General features: G+C 56.7%; 19 protein-coding genes. 5 read left to right on the plus strand and 14 right to left on the minus strand.

Going from position 1 to position 25,664, the window contains the following annotated elements; translation table 11 throughout:
* Window positions 1–90 precede the first annotated feature (90 nt).
* The 5 genes from M2Q46_RS05660 to M2Q46_RS05680 all read right to left on the minus strand — a co-directional run bounded on the left by M2Q46_RS05660 (window position 91) and on the right by M2Q46_RS05680 (window position 8,090).
* Window positions 91–1,380: an extracellular solute-binding protein gene (locus M2Q46_RS05660; RefSeq protein ID WP_230940551.1), complete on the minus strand. Its 1,290-nt coding sequence runs from the start codon at window positions 1,378–1,380 to the stop codon at window positions 91–93.
* Between the two features lie 31 nt (window positions 1,381–1,411).
* Window positions 1,412–2,665, minus strand: a complete 1,254-nt coding sequence (locus M2Q46_RS05665; RefSeq protein WP_226348393.1) for a D-amino acid dehydrogenase — start codon at window positions 2,663–2,665, stop codon at window positions 1,412–1,414.
* A gap of 37 nt (window positions 2,666–2,702) precedes the next feature.
* Window positions 2,703–3,737, minus strand: a complete 1,035-nt coding sequence (locus M2Q46_RS05670; protein WP_009455928.1) for a CDP-6-deoxy-delta-3,4-glucoseen reductase — start codon at window positions 3,735–3,737, stop codon at window positions 2,703–2,705.
* A gap of 61 nt (window positions 3,738–3,798) precedes the next feature.
* Entirely contained in the window at window positions 3,799–6,108 is a 2,310-nt protein-coding gene (gene parC / locus M2Q46_RS05675; protein ID WP_137430220.1) for a DNA topoisomerase IV subunit A, read from the minus strand.
* A gap of 20 nt (window positions 6,109–6,128) precedes the next feature.
* Window positions 6,129–8,090: a DNA topoisomerase IV subunit B gene (locus M2Q46_RS05680; RefSeq protein WP_031231877.1), complete on the minus strand. Its 1,962-nt coding sequence runs from the start codon at window positions 8,088–8,090 to the stop codon at window positions 6,129–6,131.
* Between the two features lie 233 nt (window positions 8,091–8,323).
* On the opposite strand from M2Q46_RS05680, the gene trxA reads away from it, so the two are divergent.
* The 3 genes from trxA (at window position 8,324) to gdhA (ending at window position 11,458) form a co-directional block, all read left to right on the plus strand.
* Window positions 8,324–8,650, plus strand: coding sequence for a thioredoxin TrxA (gene trxA, locus M2Q46_RS05685; RefSeq protein WP_009455930.1), 327 nt, complete (start codon window positions 8,324–8,326; stop codon window positions 8,648–8,650).
* A 69-nt stretch (window positions 8,651–8,719) separates the two neighbouring features.
* Window positions 8,720–9,976 carry a transcription termination factor Rho gene (rho, locus tag M2Q46_RS05690; protein ID WP_009455931.1) on the plus strand — a complete coding sequence of 419 codons (1,257 nt, stop codon included), beginning with the start codon at window positions 8,720–8,722 and terminating at the stop codon, window positions 9,974–9,976.
* A gap of 141 nt (window positions 9,977–10,117) precedes the next feature.
* Complete coding sequence (gene gdhA, locus M2Q46_RS05695; RefSeq protein ID WP_009455932.1) at window positions 10,118–11,458, plus strand: NADP-specific glutamate dehydrogenase; 1,341 nt, start codon at window positions 10,118–10,120, stop codon at window positions 11,456–11,458.
* Window positions 11,459–11,675: 217 nt separating this feature from the next.
* Here the strand turns inward: gdhA and M2Q46_RS05700 are convergent, their stop codons facing one another.
* The 7 genes from M2Q46_RS05700 to M2Q46_RS05730 form a co-directional block, all read right to left on the minus strand.
* Window positions 11,676–12,296 carry a flavin reductase family protein gene (locus M2Q46_RS05700; RefSeq protein ID WP_302356892.1) on the minus strand — a complete coding sequence of 207 codons (621 nt, stop codon included), beginning with the start codon at window positions 12,294–12,296 and terminating at the stop codon, window positions 11,676–11,678.
* Window positions 12,297–12,303: 7 nt separating this feature from the next.
* Complete coding sequence (locus M2Q46_RS05705; RefSeq protein ID WP_302356893.1) at window positions 12,304–12,921, minus strand: aromatic-ring-hydroxylating dioxygenase subunit beta; 618 nt, start codon at window positions 12,919–12,921, stop codon at window positions 12,304–12,306.
* Complete coding sequence (locus M2Q46_RS05710) at window positions 12,918–14,231, minus strand: aromatic ring-hydroxylating dioxygenase subunit alpha (protein WP_063690659.1); 1,314 nt, start codon at window positions 14,229–14,231, stop codon at window positions 12,918–12,920. Before M2Q46_RS05710 ends, M2Q46_RS05705 begins: the two co-directional genes overlap by 4 nt.
* 32 nt (window positions 14,232–14,263) lie before the next feature.
* On the minus strand, window positions 14,264–16,150 hold the full coding sequence (locus tag M2Q46_RS05715) for an ABC transporter ATP-binding protein (RefSeq protein ID WP_302356895.1): 1,887 nt from the start codon (window positions 16,148–16,150) through the stop codon (window positions 14,264–14,266).
* Entirely contained in the window at window positions 16,150–17,034 is an 885-nt protein-coding gene (locus M2Q46_RS05720) for an ABC transporter permease (RefSeq protein ID WP_035272226.1), read from the minus strand. Before M2Q46_RS05720 ends, M2Q46_RS05715 begins: the two co-directional genes overlap by 1 nt.
* On the minus strand, window positions 17,031–18,044 hold the full coding sequence (locus tag M2Q46_RS05725) for an ABC transporter permease (protein WP_302356896.1): 1,014 nt from the start codon (window positions 18,042–18,044) through the stop codon (window positions 17,031–17,033). The genes M2Q46_RS05720 and M2Q46_RS05725 overlap by 4 nt, the downstream gene beginning before the upstream one ends.
* Window positions 18,045–18,126: 82 nt before the next feature.
* Window positions 18,127–19,647 carry an ABC transporter substrate-binding protein gene (locus M2Q46_RS05730; RefSeq protein ID WP_226348409.1) on the minus strand — a complete coding sequence of 507 codons (1,521 nt, stop codon included), beginning with the start codon at window positions 19,645–19,647 and terminating at the stop codon, window positions 18,127–18,129.
* A gap of 163 nt (window positions 19,648–19,810) precedes the next feature.
* On the opposite strand from M2Q46_RS05730, the gene M2Q46_RS05735 reads away from it, so the two are divergent.
* Both M2Q46_RS05735 and M2Q46_RS05740 read left to right on the plus strand, forming a co-directional pair.
* Window positions 19,811–20,320 carry a V4R domain-containing protein gene (locus tag M2Q46_RS05735; RefSeq protein ID WP_060185262.1) on the plus strand — a complete coding sequence of 170 codons (510 nt, stop codon included), beginning with the start codon at window positions 19,811–19,813 and terminating at the stop codon, window positions 20,318–20,320.
* On the plus strand, window positions 20,313–20,993 hold the full coding sequence (locus M2Q46_RS05740) for a GntR family transcriptional regulator (protein ID WP_088450324.1): 681 nt from the start codon (window positions 20,313–20,315) through the stop codon (window positions 20,991–20,993). Before M2Q46_RS05735 ends, M2Q46_RS05740 begins: the two co-directional genes overlap by 8 nt.
* A 32-nt stretch (window positions 20,994–21,025) precedes the next feature.
* Here M2Q46_RS05740 and bla read toward each other — a convergent pair whose 3' ends face one another.
* Together bla and M2Q46_RS05750 are read right to left on the minus strand one after the other, a co-directional pair.
* Window positions 21,026–21,901, minus strand: a complete 876-nt coding sequence (gene bla, locus M2Q46_RS05745) for a class A beta-lactamase (protein WP_203145674.1) — start codon at window positions 21,899–21,901, stop codon at window positions 21,026–21,028.
* Window positions 21,902–21,995: 94 nt separating this feature from the next.
* Complete coding sequence (locus M2Q46_RS05750; protein WP_238441770.1) at window positions 21,996–25,583, minus strand: YhdP family protein; 3,588 nt, start codon at window positions 25,581–25,583, stop codon at window positions 21,996–21,998.
* Between the last annotated feature and the right edge of the window lie 81 nt (window positions 25,584–25,664).

Consider the following 25,664-nt stretch of genomic DNA (forward strand, 5'->3'; position numbering starts at 1 on the left):
AGAAAAAACCCCATGTCCCGTCAAGGGCATGGGGTTTATCTTCAAGGATGCTCGCTCAAGCCGCTAGATCGGCTTGTACGCACAGATAAATCAGCGTCCTTTCTGAGCCACCAGTCGGTTGGCTTCCGTGGCGGCGGTACGCAAGGCCGTCATGGCAGGTTGCTGACCGTCCAGCGCGCTTTCCAGGCTCTGGTTGAACACGGCGCGAATCTGGCGGTAGTTACGGAAGTTGCCCTTGGCTGTACCCGATGTACCGCTGCTGTAGGCGCCCACCAGGTGCATCCAGTCACCCTTGTCCTTGTAGTAGTCGCTACCCGTGGCATTAAAGGCTTCGCGGCTGACGGGCAAAAAGCCTGTTTTCTGATACCAGCGAGCGGCGTTCTCTGGCTGAGCCAACCAGCTGATGAAGCGGGCCGAAGCCTGGTTCTGTTCAGCGTTATGGCCTTTCACCGCCCACAGAGCGGAGCCAGTCACAAAAGGCTTGCCGGGGGTTTGGGTGACTTCAGGGTAGTAAGGCAGACCAGTCACAGCGTACTTCAGGCCGCGCGTGTCGCTGTACTCACCGATATGGCCGGAGTTGGAGAACATGACTGCACATTCACCCTTGGCAAAACGCTGGGGCGACTCGGGCAAGGTGCCGGGTTTGACCATCAGCTCGGATTTCACCCAGCTGATCATCATGGACAAGTGACGGATATACATCACGTCAAAATCAAAGCCCACTTTGCCTTTAACCTTGGGTCCGGGTGCCAGACCGTAAATCTGGTTATTAACCGCTGCCAGGTTCTCCAGGTTGATGGAGACAGACTGGTCGGAGGTCAAAGGACAACGGCGCGAGCCTTTATTGGCCAGATCAACCAGTTGAGCTTGCAAGTCCAGCCAGACACGGCTGGGCACGGGAGGCTCGATCTTGGCTTTATCAAACGCTTCCAGGTTGTAGTACATGACCGGAATTTCGGCCATGTAGGGGAAGCCTTGCAATTGGCCACGGCCATTGCGCACAAAGGAATTCGAGGCCAGGAACCAGGACACATTGTCCATTTTTTCCCGAGCCAGCAAGGTGTGCATGGGCATGATGTAGGAGCGGTCGGCGACCTCGTCCAGGCCGGACATCTCGCCTAACTGCACCAGATTGGGCAAATCCTTGCCCGCTTGCATGACCTGCTCCAAAGAGGCTTCTGTGTCATGCGCCTTGACCGACACCTTGACGTCGCTCTGGCTACGATTGAAATCCCGAACCAAGCGTTCGAACTCGTCCTGATTGTGCGAGTTCAAAGCGGTCCAGACCTGAATATCAACGGCTGCCAGGGCGGTCGACCCGAACAGCAAAGCGGCTGAGCCACCCGCTGCCATCGCCAAAGCCATAACACCACGTTTCAACAGTAATCCGCGTAGATTTTTCATACATCCTTCAAGATAAAAAAGGAAATTCAGGTTCGGGTTTGTGCCCCATGACCAGGTCCGCCAAGGCTCGGCCAGAACCTATGCCCATGGTCCACCCCAAGGTGCCATGCCCGGTATTCAGGTACAGGTTGGGAATGGAGGATCGGCCTATCAGTGGGACATTTGATGCTGTGGCAGGACGCAGTCCTGACCAGAAATGAACATTATCAAAATCCAATGCGCTTGGGAACAGATCAGCCACATGCGTTAACAAAGCCTGACAGCGGGCGGGGTTCAAGCTACGCGTATAGCCCGACAATTCGGCCGTTCCAGCAACCCGCAGGCTATCGCCCAGGCGGGAAAAAACCAGTTTGTGATCTTTATCTGTCAGGCTGACAGTAGGCGCGCCCTCGGGGACCAGCACCGGGAAGGTGGCCGAATAGCCTTTGGCCGGATAAACGGGGCAGGAAATTCCCAGCGGCTGCAGGACGGTAGGGCTGAAACTACCCATGGCCACCACGAAGGCGTCTGCCTGTATGGAGTCGTACGCACCATCCGCGCCTATGACCTCGACCCCCACCACTCGGCCCTTGGCCGTCAGCAAACGGGTGATTTGGGTAGAAAAGCGAAATTCCACTCCGGCTCGCCTGGCCATGGCCGCCAAACCGCAGGTGAATTGATTGGCATCGCCCGACTCATCATCTTTGGTGTAGTCGCCACCCACGATCTGGCCGCGCGCCGATGCCAGGGCGGGTTCCAGCTGCACCAGTTCGTCCACGCTCATGATGCGGCGGTCCACTCCCATATCTCGCATGACGTCGGCCATTTGCTGGGAGTCGTCCAGGCTTTGGGCATCCCGGTAAAACGTAATGATGCCTTTTTCCTGATGGCGATAATCAAAATCCAGGCTGGGACGCAATTGCTTGAGCGTGCTGCGGCTGTATTCCGCCATGGCCACCAGCGCGCGCACATTGGGCGTAACCCGCCCCGGCAGGCACTCTCGCAAGAAAGACAGGCACCAGCGCCACTGGCGCAGGTCCAGACGCGGACGGAACAACAAGGGAGCATCGTCCTGCAACAACCATTTCAGCAGTTTGAGCGGCATTTTCGGGTTGGCCCAGGGCTCGGCATACGAGACCGAGATTTGCCCGCCATTGGCACGCGAGGTTTCCTGCGCGGGACCGGTTCCCCGATCCACGACCACCACCTCACAACCTTGCTGGCTGAGCCACCAGGCAGTTGATACCCCGATAATGCCGCTGCCCAGAACTGCTACTTTCATGTGTACTGTCCGCTTGTTGAGCTATTGATCAAGACGCTTACTTGACGTCTGCCAGCGACGTAAAGGCATCTGCAAAATAATTGTCCGGATTCAGTTGAGCTTGCTCCACAAAATCCTTGCGGGCCGCTTCAACCATGCCCGGCGCGCCACAGGCGTACACCTGCCAGGCCGACAGATCAGGCAAATCAGCCAATACGGCCTGATGCACAAAGCCGGTACGACCTGTCCAGCCATCTTCAGGCTGAGCGTCGGAAATCACCGGAATGAAACGCAAGTTAGGCAGTTCGCTGGCCCATTTCTCGGCCAGTTCGGACTGGTACAGATCCTTGGGTCGACGCCCGCCCCAATACAAAGCCACTTCGCGCTGGCTGCCGGTTTGAATCAGGCGCTCGATCAAGGCCTTGATCGGAGCAAAACCTGTGCCGCTAGCCAGGAAAACCATAGGAGCCGCGCTATCTTCACGCAGGAAGAAAGAACCCAAAGGTGCTTCCACGCGCAGAATCTCGCGCTCTTTCATGGCGGTAGCACCGGCACCAAAGACGTGGTCGGTAAACACGCCACCGGGCATGTGACGGATATGCAATTCCACCTGATTGTCTTCCCGTGGCGGTGTCGCCATGGAATAACTACGACGGCTGCCGTCTTTCAGGATGAATTCCAGGTACTGACCCGGGTAGTAACGGAATGGCTCGGACGATGGCATTTGCAAACGCACCACCATCACATCATCACGTACTTTTTCCAGACCCACCACGCGCGACGGCATTTTACGAATCTGGATATCAGTAGCCATGCGAATTTCGTGCGATTCGATCAGCATGTCGCTGCTGGGCTTGGCCTGACAGAACAGGGTGTAACCTGCAGCGCGATCCTCTTCGCTCAGCAATTGCTCGGGCGCACGGCCTGCATCGTATTCGCCTTCAATGACCTTGCCACGGCAAGACGAACAGGTGCCATTGCGGCAGCTGTAGGGCAAGACAATACCGGCATTGAGCGCGCCATCCAGCACAGACTGTCCGGGCTGTACGTCAAAACTGTGCCCGCTGGGCTGAACCGTGACTTTGAAACTCATATCCAACACTCAAAAAAGAAATCTATCAGGCGGAGGGCCAGCCTCCGGCGGCTATACAAATTCAGGACTCTTCAGGCCGATGCAGCACAGGGTCGTTCAATTTAAGCGACAGGGCCTTGCCCTTGCCTGCCCGCTTGCCCAGATAATTGGCCAGCATGTCCAGATCCATCACGATGGTGGACGGACGCTTGCGGTTCACTCCGCTGACGGCCAGACCCGCCTCACCAAAGGCAACCCATTGACTGAGCGTATCGCCCTCGTTCAGTTTGATCAGCACCGTGCCACGCCCCCCTTTGGACAGCACTTTCAGCTCCTTGATGTCCACCACCAGGAAACGTCCCTGCTCGCTGAGCAGACCCACGTACTGATCATCCGGGCGCAAGGCCAAGGGCTTGAGCAGCTTTTTGCCATCCTCGACGGTGACAAACTGCTTGCCCGCTTTCTGCCGTGTATTCATGTCGCCCTGAGAAGCCACAAAACCGTAACCGTCGCAGGCAGCCAGCAAGTAGTTCTGGTCCAAAGGCGCCCCCAGAATGTGCTCAATAGGCGCACTGGGGCTGACTTCAATCATGGAGGTAATGGGCTGTCCGTCGCCACGCGCTGAAGGCAAGCTGGAGACCGGAACAGTATAGACCCGGCCATCAGTGCCGATCGCCACCAGATCCGTGGTACTGCGACACTCCAGCGCATCGCGCAAGCCATCGCCGGTCTTGAAGCTGAATTGCGAGGCGTCATGGCCATGGCCCTGGCGTGAACGCAGCCAGCCTTTGCGCGACACAATCACGGTAACCGGCTCGTCAACCACCTTGGTTTCCAGCACAGCGCGCTCGGCCGCTTCAATCAGGGTACGACGGTCATCACCATAGGTTTTAACGTCTGCTTCAATCTCACGAATCATCAGACGCTTCAAGGCTTTGGGATCGTCCAGCAGCTTTTGCAAAGACTCCTGCTCGTCCAGACGCTCTTTCAGCTCTTTCTCGATCTTGAAGCCTTCCAGACGCGCCAACTGACGCAAGCGCATTTCCAGAATATCGTCGGCCTGACGCTCGCTCAGATCAAAGCGCTCCATCAGGGCGGCACGCGGCTCGTCGGATTCACGAATAGTCTGAATAACCTCGTCCACATTCAGGTACACCACCATGCGCCCTTGCAGCACATGGATACGGTCGGTGACCTTGTCCAGACGGTAGCGAGTACGACGCTCCATCGTATGGCGACGAAACTCCAGCCAATTTAGTAAAACCTGGCGCAAGGAACGCTGACCGGGACGGCCATCCGTATCAATACACACTAGATTGATGGAGACGTTGCGCTCCAGGCTGGTTTGCGCCAGCAAGGTGGTCACGAACTCGTCCCGATCAATAGCGCGAGACTTGGGTTCAAACACCAGACGCACCGCCGCCTGCTTGCCAGACTCATCACGCACGGCATCGAGCATGTTCAGCATCAAGGCCTTGGTTTGCTGTTGCTCGGTGCTCAGCGATTTCTTGCCAGCCTTGACCTTGGGGTTGGTACGCTCTTCAATCTCTTCCAGAATCTGCTGGGAGGAGCTGCCGGGCGGCAATTCTGTGACGACCAATTGCCATTGGCCACGGGCCATTTCCTCGAATACCCAACGGGCACGAGCCTTGATGGAACCACGGCCTTGGGCGTACACCGCCGCAATATCGTCTGCGGCGGAAATAATCTGACCACCACCCGCAAAATCCGGGCCGGGAACGATCTCGTGTATGTCCTGATCGCTCAAATTCGGGTTGCGCAACAGGCTGACGCAGGCTTGGGCAACTTCACGCAGGTTGTGGGAAGGAATCTCGGTCGCCATCCCGACGGCAATCCCCGAGGCGCCGTTAAGCAGCATGATGGGCAAGCGTGCAGGCAGGGCCACTGGCTCTTTCTGGCTGCCATCGTAGTTGGGGATGAAGTCCACCGTGCCTTCGTCCAGCTCGTCCAGCAGCAGACGCGAGAACGGTGTCAAACGTGCTTCCGTGTAACGCATGGCGGCGGCATTGTCGCCGTCGCGCGAGCCAAAGTTGCCCTGCCCGTCTACCAGCGGATAACGCAGCACAAAATCCTGCGCCATACGCACCATGGCATCATAGGCGGCCTGGTCACCGTGCGGGTGATATTTACCCAGCACATCCCCCACCACTCGGGCCGACTTCACGGGCTTGGCCGTCGGGCCCAGACCCATGGCATCCATCGCGTACAAAATGCGGCGCTGCACCGGTTTCTGGCCATCGGTCAGATCGGGCAAGGCACGTCCACGTACCACTGAAACGGCGTAATCCAGATAAGCCTGTTCCGCGTAAGTCGCCAGCGTGATGCTATCGTCCGATCCCGCCGGTTCAAAATCCAATTGATTGCTATCCATAAATAACTCTTAAGTCGGGCTCAGACGTCCAGATCGGCCAAATTGCCTTTTTCTTCCAACCAGGCTCGGCGGGCAGAAGCCTCACCCTTGCCCATCAGCATGGTGAACATGGCTTGTGTATCGCTCAGGCCATCCTCGCCCCAATGCACAGGCAGCAAACGGCGGGTGTCCGGATTCATGGTGGTATCCCACAACTGCTCCGCACTCATTTCACCCAGACCTTTAAAGCGGCTGATGCTCCAGGACTCGTTACGTATACCTTCGTTGCGCAGCTTTTCCAGTATCGCGTCCAGCTCGCCCTGATCCAGACAGTAGATCTTGCGGGCTGGGCGTTTGCCGGCGGCAGGCACGTCTACGCGGAACAAGGGGGGACGCGCCACATACACGTGGCCCGCCTCGATCAGTTTGGGGAAGTGACGGAAGAACAGCGTCAACAACAGCACCTGAATGTGCGAGCCGTCCACGTCCGCATCAGACAGGATACAGATACGGCCATAACGCAAACCGGACAGATCCGGCTCGGACTGGGCGTCGTGCGGGTCCACGCCGATCGCCACGGAAATATCGTGAATTTCCTGGTTAGCGAACAAGCGGTCCTTATCGACCTCCCAAGCATTCAGAACCTTGCCGCGCAGGGGCAAGATAGCCTGAAATTCCTTGTCACGGCCCATCTTGGCCGAACCGCCAGCCGAGTCACCCTCGACCAGAAACAGTTCCGAACTTTCCAGATCGTGCGACTCGCAATCCGTCAGCTTGCCGGGCAACACGGCCACGCCCGAGCTCTTGCGTTTCTCCACTTTCTGCGCCGAACGGGTACGGGCCTGAGCCTGACGCACCGCCACTTCAGCCAATTTGCGACCCTGATCCACATTGGCATGCAGATGCAGTTCCAGCGCATTGCGCACATAGCCACTGACCAGACGCACGGCGTCACGGCTATTGAGCTTTTCCTTGATCTGCCCTTGAAACTGCGGGTCCAGCACTTTGGCCGAGAGCACAAAGCTGGCACGGGCAAAGACGTCCTCGGCCTGCAGCTTGACGCCTTTGGGAATCAGGCTATGCAGTTCGGCAAAACTGCGCACGGCTTGATACAAGCCATCGCGCAAGCCCGATTCGTGTGTTCCCCCCGCTGGGGTTGGGATCAGATTGACATAGGACTCACGCACAATATTGGAGTCCAGCGCCCAGGCCACCACCCAATGCGCACCTTCGCCGGCGGAGAAATTATCGTCATCTTGCGGGGCGTACTGGCGGCCCTCAAACAGGGGAACCAGCAGCTCCACCCCTTCCATTTCCTCTTGCAGGTAGCCGCGCAAACCGTCCTCATAGCGCCACTGCTGGCGCTGACCGGTTTTTTGCTGCACCAGTTCCACCGTCACGCCTTCCAGCAGGACGGCCTTGCTATGCAGGATATGAGTCAGTTGGGCCAGGGGAATCTGGGCGGAGTCAAAATATTTGGCATCGGGCCAGACCCGCACACGGGTACCCGTCTTGCGCTTGGCCACCGTGCCCGTTTGGGTCAGGGGCTGCTCCAGCTCGCCGTCGGCAAACACAATCTCGTTGGCCTGGCCATCGCGCCAGACCAGCACTTCCAGACGGCGCGACAAGGCGTTGGTCACCGACACACCCACCCCGTGCAAACCACCAGAAAAGGCGTAGGCACCACCATTGAGCTTGTCAAACTTGCCCCCGGCATGCAGTCGCGTGAACACCAGTTCAACCACCGGCGCATTTTCTTCAGGGTGCAAGCCAACAGGAATACCGCGCCCGTCATCCTCAACCTGTATGCCGCCGTCCTCCAGCAAGGTGACAGTCAGTGTGCGGGCAAAACCAGCCAGGGCTTCGTCGGCCGCGTTATCGATGACCTCCTGCACAATATGCAGGGGATTATCCGTGCGGGTATACATGGCCGGGCGCTGACGGACCGGTTCCAGCCCTTTGAGCACCCGTATAGAAGATTCGTCGTAACGTGTAGTAGACAACTTGATTCCCGGTAGATCGTACAGAAAAACGCTATTTTACGAGTGGTTAGGCGCCAGTGGGGAAACGCTTTATTGGCGCGCGTTGCGCAGCGAATGCACATTATCAACCAGACGCAATGGTATCCTGTCAAAAATTGGCAACAAGACCGTCGCAATTGGCCGTAGAATACATTGTGCTCAGGTCACGCCACACGTATAGTTTTTCGTTATTCTCACTTTTTTTGTATCTAGCCATGAGCGACTCCATTAAACACATCACGGACGCCTCCTTTGAGTCTGACGTCCTTAACGCCGACCTCCCCGTTCTGGTCGATTACTGGGCTGCCTGGTGCGGTCCTTGTAAAATGATTGCCCCTTTGCTTGATGAGGCAGCCGAACTGTACCAAGGTCGTGTTATCATCGCTAAGCTCAACGTCGATGAAAATCCCGACACCCCAGCTCAATATGGTGTTCGCGGTATTCCAACGCTCATGCTGTTTAAAGACGGCAAAGTGGCCGAAACTAAAGTCGGTGCACTTTCCAAGTCCCAACTTAGCGCGTTTCTCGACAGCTCCCTGTAATCTCTGATTAACCGCACGCAGGCCCTTCGCTGGCCTGCGGTCTGCTGCTGAAAGCCCTTCCCCACTCCCATGCACCTGAACGAATTAAAAGCTCTGCACGTCTCGCAGCTGCTAGAAATGGCTGCCACTCTGGAAATCGACAACGCGAACCGCTTGCGCAAGCAAGAGCTGATGTTCGCCATCATGAAAAAGCACGCCAAAAAGGGCGAGCAGATTTTCGGCGACGGGGTGCTTGAAGTCCTGCCTGATGGTTTTGGCTTTCTGCGTTCGCCAGAAACCTCTTACCTGGCCAGCACAGACGATATCTACATCTCCCCTTCGCAGATACGTCGTTTCAATCTGCACACGGGTGACTCCATTGAAGGTGAAGTGCGCACCCCTAAAGACGGCGAGCGCTACTTTGCCCTGGTAAAAGTTGACAAGGTTAACGGCATGCAGCCTGAGGCCATCAAACATCGCATCATGTTTGAGAACCTGACGCCGCTGCACCCGGACCAGCCCATGCGCCTGGAGCGCGACATCAAAAGCGAAGAGAACATCACAGGCCGTATCCTGGATATCTTCTCGCCTATCGGTAAAGGCCAGCGCGCCCTGATCGTGGCCAGCCCCAAATCCGGTAAAACCGTGATGATGCAGCACATGGCTCACGCCATCACGACCAATTACCCCGAGGCCATCATGATCGTCCTGCTGGTGGACGAGCGCCCCGAGGAAGTAACCGAGATGCAGCGCACGGTGCGCGGCGAAGTAGTGGCCTCCACCTTTGACGAACCCGCCACACGTCACGTGCAAGTGGCCGAGATGGTCATTGAAAAGGCCAAACGCCTGGTTGAATTGAAAAAAGACGTGGTGATCCTGCTGGATTCCATTACCCGTCTGGCTCGCGCCTACAACACTGTGGTCCCTGCTTCGGGCAAGGTTTTGACCGGTGGTGTGGACGCCAACGCCCTGCAGCGCCCCAAACGCTTTTTTGGCGCTGCCCGTAATCTGGAAGAAGGTGGCTCCTTGACCATCATCGGTACTGCCCTGATCGAAACCGGCAGCCGCATGGACGAAGTCATCTATGAAGAATTTAAAGGTACCGGCAACTCCGAAATCCATCTGGAGCGCCGTCTGGCCGAGAAACGTATTTACCCAGCCATCAACCTGAACAAATCAGGCACACGTCGTGAAGAGTTGCTGATCAAGCCCGACCTTCTACAAAAGGTCTGGGTTCTGCGCAAGTTCATCCATGGGATGGATGAAATTGAAGCCATGGAGTTTATCCTGGACAAAATCCGGGCCACAAAGACCAACTCCGAATTCTTCGACATGATGAAGAAGTAAATCGAACATCCTGCGCAAGCCTCTCTATACGAGAGGCTTGCTTGCGATGGGCGTATGATCGGGTGCATTCCCGTGCATCCATTCTTTCAATCTGCTGAGTTCGACTCGAGTTCTCAGTATTGCAAACAGAGTTCGCTTGCAATGAAATCTATCTCTCTAGAACAGTTCCTAGCCAGAGTGCAGTCCCGCGACCCCAACCAGCCTGAATTCATGCAGGCCGTTCGGGAAGTCATGACCAGCTTGTGGCCCTTCATCGAGAAAAACCCCCAGTACGCCGATCATGGTCTGCTCGAGCGTCTGGTCGAACCCGAACGTGCTATCCAGTTTCGTATTTCCTGGGTAGATGATCGCGGCCAGGTTCAGGTCAATCGCGGCTTCCGTATTCAGCACAGCAATGCCATCGGTCCTTTCAAGGGCGGCATGCGCTTTCACCCCTCGGTGAATCTGTCCATTTTGAAGTTTCTGGCGTTTGAACAGACCTTCAAGAATGCCTTGACCACTCTGCCCATGGGCGGCGGCAAAGGCGGCTCGGACTTTGATCCCAAAGGCAAGTCGGATGGCGAAGTGATGCGCTTTTGCCAGGCCCTGATCGTTGAGCTGTACCGTCACCTGGGCCCAGATACCGACGTTCCTGCTGGTGATATCGGCGTGGGCGCGCGTGAAGTGGGCTTTATGGCCGGCATGATGAAAAAACTCTCCAACAGCGCAGCCAGTGTGTTCACCGGCAAGGATTTGTGCTTTGGCGGCAGTTTGATTCGTCCTGAGGCCACCGGTTATGGCACCGTATATTTCGTACAGGAAATGTTGGCACGTAAAGGGCTGTCCTTGGACGGCATGACAGTGTCCGTTTCCGGCTCGGGCAATGTGGCTCAGTACGCCATTGAAAAATGCCTGGATCTGGGTGCCAAAGTCGTTACCGTTTCCGACTCGCAAGGTTGCGTGGTGGACATGGATGGCTTTACGCGTGAAAAACTGGCTTCCCTGATGCACGTTAAAAATGTACAGCGTGGCAGTCTGGTCGATTACGCCCAGCAACATCACCTGCTGTACGAACAAGGCAAACGTCCTTGGCATATCCCCGTGGATGTCGCCCTGCCTTGCGCCACCCAGAACGAACTGGACGGCAAGGATGCTGAAATCCTGATCAAGAACGGTGTACGTTGCGTCGCCGAAGGTGCCAATATGCCCAGCACGCTGGATGCAGTCGATGCCTTTATCCACGCCAAGATCCTGTATGCCCCAGGCAAAGCCAGCAATGCGGGCGGTGTTGCCGTATCCGGTCTGGAAATGAGCCAAAACGCCCAGCGCTTGAGCTGGACACGCGAACAAGTTGACGCAAAGCTGCACTCCATCATGCGTGACATCCACGAAAATTGTGTGAACTATGGTCAAGAAAGCAACTTCATCAACTACGTTAACGGCGCCAATATTGCCGGCTTTGTCAAAGTCGCCAATGCCATGCGTCATCAAGGCGTTTATTAAGTTTTGCGCCTTGCTCAGTAGTCAAAAAAACCGCCCACAAGGCGGTTTTTTTTGTTTCTGGCCCAACCGAAAGTGTCTATTGCAGGCTTGATGTTATCTGCCCTTGAAAGCTGTCTATGTTTCAGTCATCTGTGTAGAGCAAAAAAGCAGGCCCTTAGCCAAAACTCACTGATCTACAAACACAGCCAGGACGAAAACCAATCAACAGGCAATGACATCAAGGAAGAAGAATATCTCCCCGCTGTGCATAATACGGTCCAGCCCACCGAGCCAAAGGCCGATACGCCTCCAGATCCACTCTCCCTTTTTCGTCCATCAAGGATGAATCCACATGGAAGGCCAGCACTTCCAGAATATGCAGCTGGTTAACTCCCCGTCCCAAATCCACCACCTGATCCAGCCTGCACTCCATCTGCACGGCAGCGCCATCCAGACGAGGTACACGCACATGCTGACTGGGCACGAGGTGCATGCCCAACTCCTGTACCTCACTCTGGCCGGGCGGCAAAGCAGCAGCACTGGCATGTACCGCAGCCAGATCAGACTGACGACATAACTGCACCACACACTCTTTATTGGCCTGCAAATTACGGGCCGTATCCTTCAAGCTGCCATCCTCATTGCGGTTGATATTGATCGCCAGCATCGGCGGGCTATGCGCCACATAGTTAAAGGAGCTGAACGGTGCCAGATTCACACTGCCCGACTCCTCCAAGGTACATACCCAGGCAATGGGGCGCGGTACGATCAGGGACGTCAGCAGGCGATAAGCCATGCTGTCGTCCATGCCTTCACACGGCAGGCTGCGATAGCCTGGTGATGGGTCATTCAAGTGCATATAGGGCCTAAATGAAGAGCTGAATAGTGGGCAAATAGCCATCCACGCTCAGCAAGTCCACCCGCTTTTCCACGATCTCCCAAGCCTGATCGACGGCGCGCAAACGGTAAGAGGCAGTAGCGGGCAGAACCTCGGTTTTTTGCTTCTGATACTCCGAATAAATCAGATTGATGCGCACGGTATAGCAGCCATCTTCATCAGGATGTTCGGACTGAACACGTGGATGTTGAATCACACGCAGACCACGTACACCGGGTTGCAAGGAAAAGGCACGATGGTGCGACAGGCGGTCGATACGCAAGCGCATCAACATACGGTTTTCCAAGGCAATACACATGCGCCCTTCCGGGCTTTCCTGGCCGGACTCACCAGGAATCCAGTACAGCCCATCCTGTGCGAACAGCTCGTACCATTCGTCAAAACGCCCCTCGTCCAGCAGGGCGTTCTCTTGCCATACAAAGTCTTGCAGGCTTTGTTTCAGACTCTCCATTTGGCCCAGACGCTGGTTTTGCTGCGGATTCAATGGCTGCTGCGCCTTATGTTGATATTGCTGTTGCTGACCATCTTGCCATGCATGCTCTCCTCGACCGCTACGCTGGCCCTGCTCTTGCCCCATCCCCATCATTCCTGCTCCTGCTGCTTCATGCCTTGCTTCCAGGCACGGTATTGGTTGCGTATGACCCATTCATTATTCGCGTCGTCAAAGCTGCCCTTGCCCTGCTCGCCTTCTTGCGCATCGTATTGACGCAGCAGATTCACCCACGGATTGCCTTGGGCTTTCAGGCTGGCTTGCTGGCTCTCGAACAAGTGCACATCATCATGGGCGACGACGCTCATGGGGGAATACACCAGACGGCTGTACGTCAGGCCGCGATCCAGCATTTCACGCGGCGCTCCTTTGGGCTGAAACACCCATACTTCCAGCAAAGTGCGATCAACCGCTAAAGGTCGCAATACACGAATAATCTGCGGCGAACCCTTGGCTGCCATGCTGGGGTAAAACACCACATTTTGTGGATTGAAACCCAGCACCCGAGCCGCTTTTTCCTCGCCCCAGGCTTCATTCATCATGGCTTCGTAGCCCGGAATCCCGGAGTAGTCGGTATGAATGCTGAACTTGGTGCCCAGAATGCTGTGCCCGTTCGGGTACGTTTCCACACCCATACGTGAATAGAAGTCGTAGCCCGAACCGAAGGGCAGCAATTGCTCCAGTGCGGTAGGGTCTTCTTCCTTGAACACTTCACCCACTTTGGCTGCCGAGCTGGAGGCCGACTCATGCGTGGAGATGGGATGCACGGTGTCGTTGATGTTCTCCATGTACATCTTCCAGTTGCAGTTGATGACGGTACGAATCGAACCGCCTGCCACCTGCAACTCCCCTTCCGGAGAGCGATCCGCCATATTGTCCAGGGCCTGCAGCACATCCCCGAAATACTCTTGCAGGCTGAAGCCTTCCTTGCTGAGGCGGGCAAACACAAAGCCCCGATAGCTTTCTACCGCCCCCGGTGTGGACAGGCCGCCCGCAGCCGGACATTGCGAAAATTCCGTGTTTTCATAGGCATTTTTCAGCGGCACCGCCAGCAGCGAGCCATCCAGCTTGTAGGTCCAGGCGTGGTACGGACAACGCAGCATCTTGCCCACATTGCCGCTGGGTTCGCTGACCAGTCTGGCCCCCTTGTGAGCGCAACGGTTCATCACCACCCGCACCGAGCCATCGCTATGGCGCAGCATGATGACGGGGCTTTGTGCCAAGGTCACCGAGACATAATCGCCCGTTTTGGGCACCTGACTTTCATGGCCCACATAGAGCCAGGCACGGCTGAACAGCCGTTCCATTTCCAGTTGAAAGACATCCTCGTCCAGATAGGCATCCCGATGGACCTGATGGTCCTGGGTCAGGCCCGACAAGGCGGCCTCGTTATTGGCATAACTCATAGTGCTTCCTGTAAATACGAGTAAAACGGGATTCAGACCGCCATAGCGGGTACTAAGGCGGGTGCAGCCTCACTCACGATTTGGGATGGACAGTCCAAAGGCGCAGGCCAGATCTGGCTGGAATCATCCGGCGGCACACTGCCCAGCAAAAGACGGGTATAGGGATGCTGCGGGTCGGCAAACACCTCGGCGGTATTTCCTTGCTCCACGACTTCACCGTTTTTCATCACCAGCACTCGTGTGCACAAATAGCGAATCACGGACAAGTCGTGCGAGATGAACACCACCGCAACCCCCAACTCCTTATTCAGTCGCAGCAAGAGATTCAAAATCAGCGCCTGCACCGACACATCCAGACCGGACACAATCTCGTCCGCCACCAGCAGACGCGGCTGCACACATAAGGCGCGGGCAATGTTCACGCGTTGCTTTTGCCCGCCGGACAGCTCCGAGGGAAAGCGCAAACCGGCATCCTGGGCAATGCCCACCTGCGCCATCAATTCATCGGCTTTCTGACGACGCTGCTCGGGCGTCATACCCGGCTGCAACTCCAGCACCTGCGTCACCAGCTGCTGCACGCTACGACGTGGGTTCAAGGCCGAGTCAGGGTCCTGAAACACCATCTGAATCGTTTGAGACAAGGACTCGCCTTGCCCTTTGGCAAACTGCTCGCGGGACTGACCTTGCACCAGCACTTGCCCACCACTAGGTTGCAACAAGCCCACCATCAAACGGGCGACAGTGCTTTTGCCACTACCGCTTTCCCCCACCACGCCAACCATCTCGCCGGGACGCACGCTCAAGGACAGGGGCCGCAAGGCATACATCAGGCTGCGGCGGCCGTTGCGTGTGACTCGGTAGCTGCGCTCCACATTCTGGAACTCCACCAGCGGCGCGGACTCGTCAGACGGCCCTTGCGGCAAGACATGCAGCTGGGTTTGAGCAGCCGTATCGCGCGTCATACAGGGACCGGCACAACTTACCCAATGACCGGGTTTCACCGCTTCCAACTCTGGCGCGCGCTGTTCACAGACCGCATTACGCGTAGGACAACGACGGGCAAAACGACAGCCCGGCAGATCCCGCATGCCTTTCAAGCCCGGCATGATGTCGGCCAGCGACGGCAAGGCATACAAAGGGCCATTCAGTGCTGGCGTCGCATTCTTCAAGGCCCAGGAGTAAGGATGCAAAGGTGTATCCAAAACATCTGCAGCGGGACCTTGTTCAACCACATCCCCGGCATACAGCACGGCCACCTCGTCACAGACATGGGCAGCCATGCGCAGATCGTGGGTGATCAGAATCACGGCGGTTTGATGCCGCTGCTGTACATCGCGCAGAATCCGGATGATTTGCGCTTGGGTAATCACGTCCAGCGCTGTGGTGGGCTCGTCGGCCACAATCAATTCCGGATCACCGGAAAAAGCCATGGCAATCAAAATGCGCTGACACTGCCCACCCGAAAGCTCATGGGCATAGCGCCCCAACATGGACGGCGGATCGGGCAGCCCCACCTCATGCAGACGCTCCAGGCAATATTGCTCGCGCGATGCGCGGGGAATGCCCAGTCGAGCCAAATGCTCGAACATCTGCTGGCGTATGGTCAGCACCGGATTTAGCGAGGACAAAGGCTCCTGCGGCACAAAAGCCACTTTGCGACCCAACAGGCGGCGCATTTGCGCACCCGTCACCACCGAACCCTGAAAGCAGACCTGCCCCGAGGACAGACGCAGATTACTGGGCAACATGCCCGAGATTACCCGCCCTATCATGCTCTTGCCCGCGCCAGACTCCCCGACCAGCCCCAAGGTACGACCTGCTTGCACTGCAAACGAGACCTTGCGCAGCAGCTCGACCGATTGCCCTTGTACCGGCACCGAGACACTGACTTGCTTGAATTCAATAACCGGCACGCTCATCAGTGCGCTCCTCGTTGCTTGAGCCGAGGATCCAGCGTGGTGCGCAAACCATCACTCAGCAAATTGAAACCCAGCACTGCAAACACAATGCCAATTACCGGCGCCATCAGGCCCCAGCCCGCCTGGTAAATCTGGTCACGGCCATCGGCCAGCATCACGCCCCAGGCCACCACATCCGACGGAACAGAAAGGCCCACGAAACTGAGGATGGCTTCAACCACAATGGCCACGCCCATTTGCAGGCTGAACAAGGTGACGATCAGTGGCGCCACGCTAGGCAATACTTCACGCAACATGATGCGCAGATGAGAAAAGCCCAACAAATGCGCGGCATACACATAATCACGCTGACGCGCCACCAACACTTCCGCCCGAACCACGCGATAAAAACGAGTCCAGTCCACCAGCACCACAGCCAGAATCACGTTGAACAGGCCCGTGCCCAAGCCCACCATCAACATCATGGAAAACACCACGGGCGGGAATGCCATCCACAACACCACCAGGGAGCTAACTCCACGGTCGAACCAGCCACCGATATAGCCCGCCAAGATCGCCAGCACCGTACCCAGCACCATGGTGCCGGCGGCAGCGGTCACCGCCACCTGAAAGGCCACACGGCTGCCATAAATCAGACGCGACAAAATACATCGCCCCAGGCCATCGGTTCCCAAGGGATACTGCGCCAGACCGCCGTCCTGCCAGGCGGGTGGCAAAAGTGTTGCCAGCAAATCCTGTGCATTGGGATCATTGGGCGCCAGCAAGGGAGCAAACAAGGCCACCAGGGCAAAGATCAAGACCAGAGTGCCGCCAAGCAGCACTTTGGGATGGGCCAGCACAGGCCGCAGCCGCGCTTGCCAGAAAGAATGTGGATGCGCGCTCATGCGGACCTCAAACGTGGATTCATAACGCTGTACAAGCCATCGACACAGAAGTTGACGGCCAGCACCATCAAACAGAACACCAGAGCCACGCCCTGAATCAGGGGAAGGTCGTGGTTCTTGATCGCTTGCACCATCAAATTGCCGATACCGGGAAAGGAGAAAATGACTTCAATCAGCAAGGTGCCACCAAACAAAAAGCCAAATTGCACGCCGATCAAGGTCAAGGTAGGCAAAGCGGCATTCTTGAGCATGTGCACCAAGAGCACTCGCCACTCAGGCACACCGCGCAGACGGGCGACGTTCACGTATTGGCTGGTCGCCGTTTCGATCAGGCTGGAACGCAGGACGCGAATCACGATGGGGCTGAATGCCAGCGCCAAGGCCAGAGCAGGCAGAAGCAGATGCGAGAAGGCATCCCACCAGGCTTGCCATTGGCCACGTACCAGCAGATCAAACAGCAAAAAGCCCGTGCCGCCATCCACAACGGGTGTCCCTTCCATCCGCCCCATAAAGGGCAAGACCGGAAACAGCACACCGAACACCACGATCAAAATAATGCCCCACAAAAAGGACGGCACCGACAGAAGCAGCACCAGCACAAAGTCGGCCACAAATTCGATCTTTTTCTTGTCCAGCAAGTACAGAACAAGGCCGCCGGGAATGGAGATCAGCAAAGCCATCAGCAAGCTGATACAGGCCAACTCCAGCGTGGGTGGCAAAGCTTGCGCCAGCAAACCTGTCACTGGCTGATGAAAGAAGATGGAGTTGCCCAGATTGCCGCGAAACACACCGCTCAACCAAACCTGGTACTGATGCAAGGCCGAACCATCCATGCCCAGCTCAACACGCAGTGCCTGTGCATCGGCTTCCGTGGCCGAAGGAGGCAGCATCATGCCCAGAGAGTCAGCGGGAATGACGCGCAGCATGAAGAACACGATCATGGACAGCAGGAACGCCGTCACCAGCACGAAGACGAGCTTGCGCGCCATCAGGAAGCAAACGTTTTTCATGAAGAGAACCGCAGGAGAAAATATGCCGGGTCAAACCCGGTAGATCACCCCGCAGCGCGAGGCTGCGGGGCACATGAAAGGCTTACTGCCAGGAATATTCCTGCGGCAGGATGTAGCCCGTCTGATAGGTGTTGAGCTTCAAGCCCTTTTTATAGGCAATGGTGGAGATGGACTGCAGCACCGGCAGGCTCCAGGCCTGTTCCGCCGCTTCACGATTCAGCGCCTGATAGCCAGCTACTCGCTTGTCCTCGTCCATCTGACGGTTCAGCTCATCCAGCGTGCCCGCCAGACGCTCTTCTTTCCAGGTGGAAAAACGCAGGCGCGGGTCCAGAATGCGGCCCGTGAAAATCTCCGGATCGCCAGTTGCATTAGCCCAGCTGTACAGCATCACACCCGTCAATTTGGACGAATGACTCAGCTCCAGATACTTGGCCACAGTAATTTCTTCAACCGTGGTCTGCACACCGATCTGGCTCCACATCTGCGCCACCGCACGGGCCACGTCATAGTCCGAAGGGAAGGTGTTATTGGTGGAGTACAAGGTAATGGTCAGCGGTTTTTCCGTGCTGTAACCCGCTTTGGCCAGTTCCTCTACCGCTGCTTTCTTGTCGAAGGGAATATTCAGATCCGGTACATCACCAGGCGAGCCTTTGGTGGCCAGAACCGACAAGGGCTGGGCGACATTTTTGTAGAAGGCACGGGACAAGCCTGCTTTGTCGATCGCCATATTCATGGCGCGACGCACATGCACATCCTTGAAGCTGTCTACATAGCTGGGCATTTGCAGAATGTAGATCTCGCTATAGGGGTAGACCTTGGCTTCCAGCTTGGGATTCTTTTCCAGGCGGGTAATTTCGCGCACCGGAATCTGTACCGAGACATCTGCCCGACCGGACTCAACCGCAGCAACACGCGCCGAGGAATCCGGCACGATTTCAAACACGACCTGCTTCAGGTCTGGCGCACCTTGCCAGTAGTCCTCAAAGGCTTCCAGGGTGATACGGGAACCACGCTGATAATCGCTCAGCTTGTAGGGGCCTGCGCCAATTGGACGCTTCAGGAACTCCTCTTCCCCCACCTTCTCGAAATAGGCTTTGGGCAGGATATAGGCCGACAAGAAGGCCAGGCCTTTGGGGGCCGTTGGCGTGGGCGAGCTGAAATGGATAATGGCTTCCAGCGGGCCGGTGACTTCCACCGACTTCAGGGTGGGCAGCATACCGTTCAGGGCCAGGGTTTTCTTGTTGATCGCACGATCAAAGGTGAACTTCAAGTCTTCAGCCGTCATGTCGCTGCCGTCATGGAATTTCACCTTGTCGCGCAGCTTCACCTTCAGGGCCTGACCTTGCTCGTCCGCCCATTCCCAGGACTCGATCAGACGCGGTGCCACCTTCAAATCGTCACCCACAAACAGGGGTGAATCAAACACGGCCTTGTAAATCGACTGGCCCGCCGGAAAGGTAACCGAGGTCGGATCCCAGGACGGGATATCGACCGGGAAAGCAATTTTCAACTCGCTCCCGGCTGCCTGGCTGACCGTCCCCCAGCCCATCATCAAGGCTGCCCCCAAGGCCAGCCCCATTACGCTTTTTCGCAACGCTTTCACCATTTGTCCCCTTTTGTTATGCACTTCATTCCAGCGTTAGTCCGCCTTGCGAAAAAGTATATAGTTTATTCTTAAATTAAATAGATAATGGTTTTCCCTATAATTTATTTGCTTTAATATCAATCTATTATCTAAAAACAAAATAATATACTTTTACTTTAAAATGACAGAATTCAGAGACAGATTAAGCTGGGATACGGCACAGGGCCAGATTTTGGACGACGATCGGCGCTACTTGATGATGCGTGTCGACGTGTTGATGGGGCTGTTTCGCCGGCTAGATGAACCCGCCCGAACACAGGCGCTAGATGCATTGGGGCAGGCCGTAATGGAACAAGGTGGTTTGTCAGCCAAGGCGTATTGGGAAGCCATCAATCACGACCCGCAGGCCTTGCTGCACAGCATTGCCGACATCTCGGCACAACTGGGCTGGGGGAGCTGGGATATTCAAACAGAGGCCACGGGATCCTTGCAGGTCCGCGTGAAAAACAGTCCCTTTGCATGGGGGTTTGGCCCCCATGATCGGCCCCTGTGCCGCCCTATCGTTGGTATGCTTACAGCCGTCGGCCAACTGATCTACGATCAGCACGTCCAGGTGCAGGAAACACACTGCTGCGCACAGGGATTTCATGCCGACTGCCTGTTCACCGTCTTGCCCAAAACCAATGAATAAAAACCAGCCTGCCGCCCCCAAACTGAACATACGCCAGCAGGTCTACAAACACCTGCGCAGCCGCATGCGCAGTGGCGACATCAGCTATGACGACCGTCTGGTCGACCATGAAATTGCTGCTGAACTGCAAGTCTCGCGCATGCCTGTGCGCGAAGCCTTGCTGCAACTGACCAACGAAGGATTGCTGGAGGGCACCTCGCGCGGCTTCATGCTGCGGCGCTTTACTCCGGCCGATATTGCGCAGATTTTTGAAATACGCATGTTGCTGGAACCCGAAGCAGCCGCCGCCGCCTGCTTGCAGGCCAATCTGGAAGGGTTGGCCTTGATGAACAAGGCTGCCAATGCCTCAGAAAAAGCCCATGCCGCCGCCGACCCCATGCAGTACATGATTGCCAACGATGCGTTTCGGGAAAGCTGGATTTCGCTATGCCCCAACCCGCACTTGAGCACCATGATTTTTCGTCTGAGTGACCACGTGGAAGCGGTGCGTCTGGCTACCTTGCGCGACACGCGCTATCGGGAGCTTTCCATGCAGGCCACCCGAGCCATCCTGCAATCTTTTCTGGACAAGGACCCAGAACAGGCACGCGAGCATGTACGCACGAATCTGCGCCATGCGTCCATGAGCTATTACGCGACACTGGATGAAATGCTGGAGCGTCAGACCGGCTAGGGATCGTGCCGCTGCCGGTGTCTGCCCGGTGATCAGGGCTGTGCTTTCTGATCCACAGCCGTTGCAATGGCCTTGCCAATCGTGGCGATGGCCGCATTGCGCTCTTCCATGGAAGCCTTGGTTTCCGTGATGTAGACGGCAACCACCAGCGGCGCACGTCCAGGGGGCCACATCACCGCCACGACACCGCGTGTGCCGTAAGCCGCTGCCCCGGTTCGGTCTGCCACCGTCCAGCTTTCCGGGACGCCAGCCCGCAGCAAAGGCCCACCCACTTCGTTATGGCGCAGCCAGTCAATCAAGCGATCACGATCTGGGGCTTTAAGCGCATCGCCCAAAACCAGACTCTGCAAGGTATGCACCATGGCTTGCGGGGTTGTTGTATCCCGTGGATCACCAGGCGTAGCTTCATTCAAGCTGGGCTCGTTGCGATCCAGACGCGTCACCGTGTCACCCACGCTGCGTAGAAAGGACGTGATCGCTTCAGGCCCGCCCAGCATCTCCAGAACCCCATTGGCCGCAGTATTGTCGCTGTTGCGCATCGTGATCGCACACAATTGCGACGCTGCCACATATTGTCCTATCAGGTTTTCTGTCGTCGGGGCGTAAGATTGAATAGCCTCTTCCTTGACCAGCCAGGCGGTCTTCATGGCACCCGGCCCTCGGGCCAACAACGCCGCGCAGATCAAGGCCTTGCTGGTACTGGCCATAGGGAAGCGTTCATCGGCACGGTATTGCCACAACTGCCCATCTGTCGTATCCAGTACAGCCAGTCCGACACGGGCCTGCAAGGATTGTTCGACCGCTTGTGCGGCCTGAGCCACAGGATGCGTTTGCGCTCCAAGCGCATGGAACGGCAGGCTCGCCACGAGCAAGGTCGCTGCCAGTTGTTTCAGTCTCTGTGCGCTCATCGGCCCATCCTTTGCATAAGGGGTAAAACACGGAAAAGCCTGGCTGCAACCCTGACGACAAGCGACGCGAATCGTTTGGGTGAGGCGCTTGCCATCAAGGCTCGATCCGACGCTGTTTCTCTTGTTTCGCGCTACCAACCGCAGGGACTTCCAACTCTTTGAGCTGGGGATCATCCATCTTGCCTGTTACCGCATACGTGACAGACAGGTGACTGCTCATCGGAATCTGCATCAGCCACTGTGTCAGCAAGGCCCCAACTCCCACCATCGGGTTGACAGTAAAGTACGCTGCAATCGCCGCACCGCTCATATCCAGATTCGGGTCTACCACCGCAATCAAATCCAGCGTCTCATCCCGGATATCAATCCAGCCTTTCAGGCTGATCGCCCCTGCCGGCCCCTTGATCTGATAATTATCCAGCTCCAGCTTGCCCTGCGACAGATTCATGCGCCCGGTCAGGCTATCGAACGCAAAGCCTTGTTTCACCGCCCCAAACAAATCCAGATCCAGACGGCTCAAGCGCGAGATGGACTGCAAGCTAAGCAGTTCCAGCAATTTGGCCGAACGCGACTTCAGGCTGATAAAGCGCCCTTTGCGCAAATCCACATTGAACTGGCCACGGATGTTGCGCTTGTCAAAAGACCAGGGGAAGTCGCTCCAGAACAAGGCCGCCTGTACCGTGCCGTCACCATCCTTGATGGACTCGGTCAGCAAGCCACTGACATCCACAAACTGTCCCAAATTGCTTACCTGGCTGTTTGCCACCAACTCCAGGCCACGCTGCGGCCCACTCAATGCCAAAGAGCCGTAACCATTCAGCTGCATACCCTGGGCATTCAGAGAAATGTTTTCCAACGTCCATTTTTGTCCCTTTCCAGCGGGCTTGCCCTTGGCTTCCAGCTTGCCAAAGCGAACACCCTGAATCTGCAAATCATCCACCTTGAACGAGATCGCGGGCAAACGCAGGTCGTCATTCATGGGCAAGTCGGCGTCGGGCCAAGCCCAATCAGGCCTGCCACTGTCAATGTACAGATGGGAGAAGTTGGCATTGAACATGCCGGTGTAGCGGCCACCTTGATGCTGCGCCTGCAAACGCCCTTCGGCCTGCTTGGCCTTCATGCTTAGAAACAGTCTGCCAGCGGCATCTTCCGTGCTTTCCATTTCCAGCTGATCCAGCAGTTGCCCTCGGAAAAACGCCTGATCCGCTTTCAGACGCACCCGCTCCAGCAAAGGCAGCAAGGGGCGGGCCGAAGGAGGTAAGGGACTGCCATCCAGATTCTGGCCAAACTCCCCCACCACCCTTTCCCAGGCATCCAGGTCCATACGGTCATAGCGACTATGTAATTCAAAACCGCGTTGGGGCCAATTCACCAATCCCGGTGTTCCCATGCTGCCACTTTGAAAGTAGCTGCCATCACGGGAACCTTGAGCATGCAGCAGGTTCAGCAAAAAGCTCTGTCTGTCCTCCAGGCTGATTTGCAGACGGCCCATCTTGGCGACGGAATCGCTACTCCAATCCGCCTTCAGTTTGGCCGCACGCTCGGCAGGCTTGTGGAAAGGTTCAGGCAAATTCAGTGCCAAACCTGTCAGGTTCGACTCGGCCCCAAAAGAAAAAGCGCCCTTGGCGTCCAGCTTCATCAACACGCTATAAGGTGTCTGCCCCTGCAAACGCTGCAAGCCCTTCAACTCCAGGTATTGCTCCAGGCCTTTGGCCGTCAGCACACCATTCAGGCGTAAACCGGGTTTGCCGGGCTCCAGCACACCACTGATCTGGGTATCACCCCCCAGCATCTTGCCCGTCAAGGTTTGGGCACTGACGCCTTTTTCACTAAAGGCCAGCTCGCCCTTCAACGCTGTAAACGAAGGGGCTTCAGGCATGTACTGAAACTCGCCATTGTTCATCTGGATTTGGCCCTGTACCTGGGCATCATCAGCATTATCCAAAGGAATCTGCAACTTGATCGGTACGGTCCAATCCCCTTTGACACGGCTGTCGGCCAGCAAGCCATCCAGCAAGGCATTCAAAGGGGATTGATGCACCAGGGCCAGATAACTGGTCGCCGGTGCCTGGGACAGACCTTCCAGCTTCAGAAAGCTGTTTTGCTCCAAGGAGGTAATGTGGGTCTGAATATCGCGCAGCACGATATCCTGCTGCTTGGCAATCGGCATGCGCGCCTGCTGAGCCACAATATCCAGATTGTCGTTATGCATGCGTATGCTGCCCTGCACGCCTTCCAGACGCGGCCAGGCCAACCGCTTGGGACGGGCGGGCTGATAATCCACAATTCCCTGATCCAAAGCCCCCGCCACTTCAAAGCTGCCATCCTCCGGACTCAAGCCATACGGGAAGGTATCCAGGCCGCCTTGCAGACGGATTGTCCCGTCTCGTACCGCCCCCTGCACCAGTCCGGCTTGCATCCATTCACGCGCCAGAGGATTGACCGTCAATGGCAGGTAATTCACCAAAGCCGCCAGATTCAGGTGTTTGAACTGCCCCTGCCAGTCAGCCACACCGGCCTCGAACGTGGCATCCTCGCGCCAGCTACCTGTCAACTGTGCATCCAGATCAGGATTACGCAAAGCCAGATTCATTTTGCTGACGCTCAGTCTGGCCTGCTCATCCCGGTGGACGGTGCCTTGAGCATTGAGCTGATCCACAGCCAAATACTGAGCAAACAAATCCGGCACACGCAGACCAAAACTGTTCATCGACAAGGCCCACTGCACATCGCCACTTTGCTTGCCTTGGGCCAGCGCCTGCATATCATTCAGCCCCCCCGCCAGTTCCAGATTGGCTTGCTGCAGTTGCAGGCGATCATCGCTATCGGTGAGCACCGCCACATCACGCAACTGGGCGGCCATCTGCATCTGTACGGTCTGGGCCGCTTTAGGCTGAGTGGCTTGAGCGCGCACATCGACCCAGCCCTTGTCCAGGGCCACAGGCACATCCAGCCACGGGCGCAGCGCAGGAGCATCCACCCCTTTAGCCTGAACCGTCAGTTCCCAGGGCAGGTCCATCACATCCACATTCTCGGGCAGACGACGCTTGCCCTGCACACGCAAGGCCAAAGCCAGGGACTCGCCCAAATTGGCGGGCAAGGCGGTAGCCAGACTGACCTCGTGCCAGCCCTGCCTGTAGCCGATCTGCAATTCAATCGAAGGCAGACTCAAGACAGGCGCGCCACGCAGATCATCCTGCCATTGCAAGGACGTACCTTGAATGCGAATGCCGCGCTGCTCCAGCAACCAGCGAACCGGTCCTTGCCAGGCTTCGGGTTCGGACGGGGCACTCTCATCATTCAGATCCAGCACCTGACCCATCACCAGAATCTGACCCTGGGGGTCGCGCCGCACCGGGATCGTCAAACCTTGCACATCCAGCTGGCGCAATTGCAGCGAGCCGCTGAACAAGGACTTCCAGCTGATATCGGCTTGCAGTTTGGGCAGCTGCAACATGGGCTCCTGCCCAGGTTCTGCCAGCGACAGGTTTGTCACGGAAAGATGGGGATTCCAGCCCTGCCAGTCGCCTTTTAATTCTTGGATCTGGACTTGCAGGCCGGTTTGCTCACTGATTTTCTGCACCAGATAGGGACGCAGATTGTCCAGTTGCGGCACGAGCAAGTAACGTAGCCCGACAAGGCCTAGCATCAGCGCAAAATAGAGCACTAGCGCCAGTCGCACAAGCCCTCGAACTACCATGCAATCAATTCCCGAGTATAGTTAGATGCGGTCATTTCCGGCCTAGTCAGACAAGTCATTTCA

Source organism: Alcaligenes sp. YSL9, from assembly GCF_030515105.1.
Taxonomy (GTDB): Bacteria; Pseudomonadota; Gammaproteobacteria; order Burkholderiales; family Burkholderiaceae_B; genus Alcaligenes; species Alcaligenes phenolicus.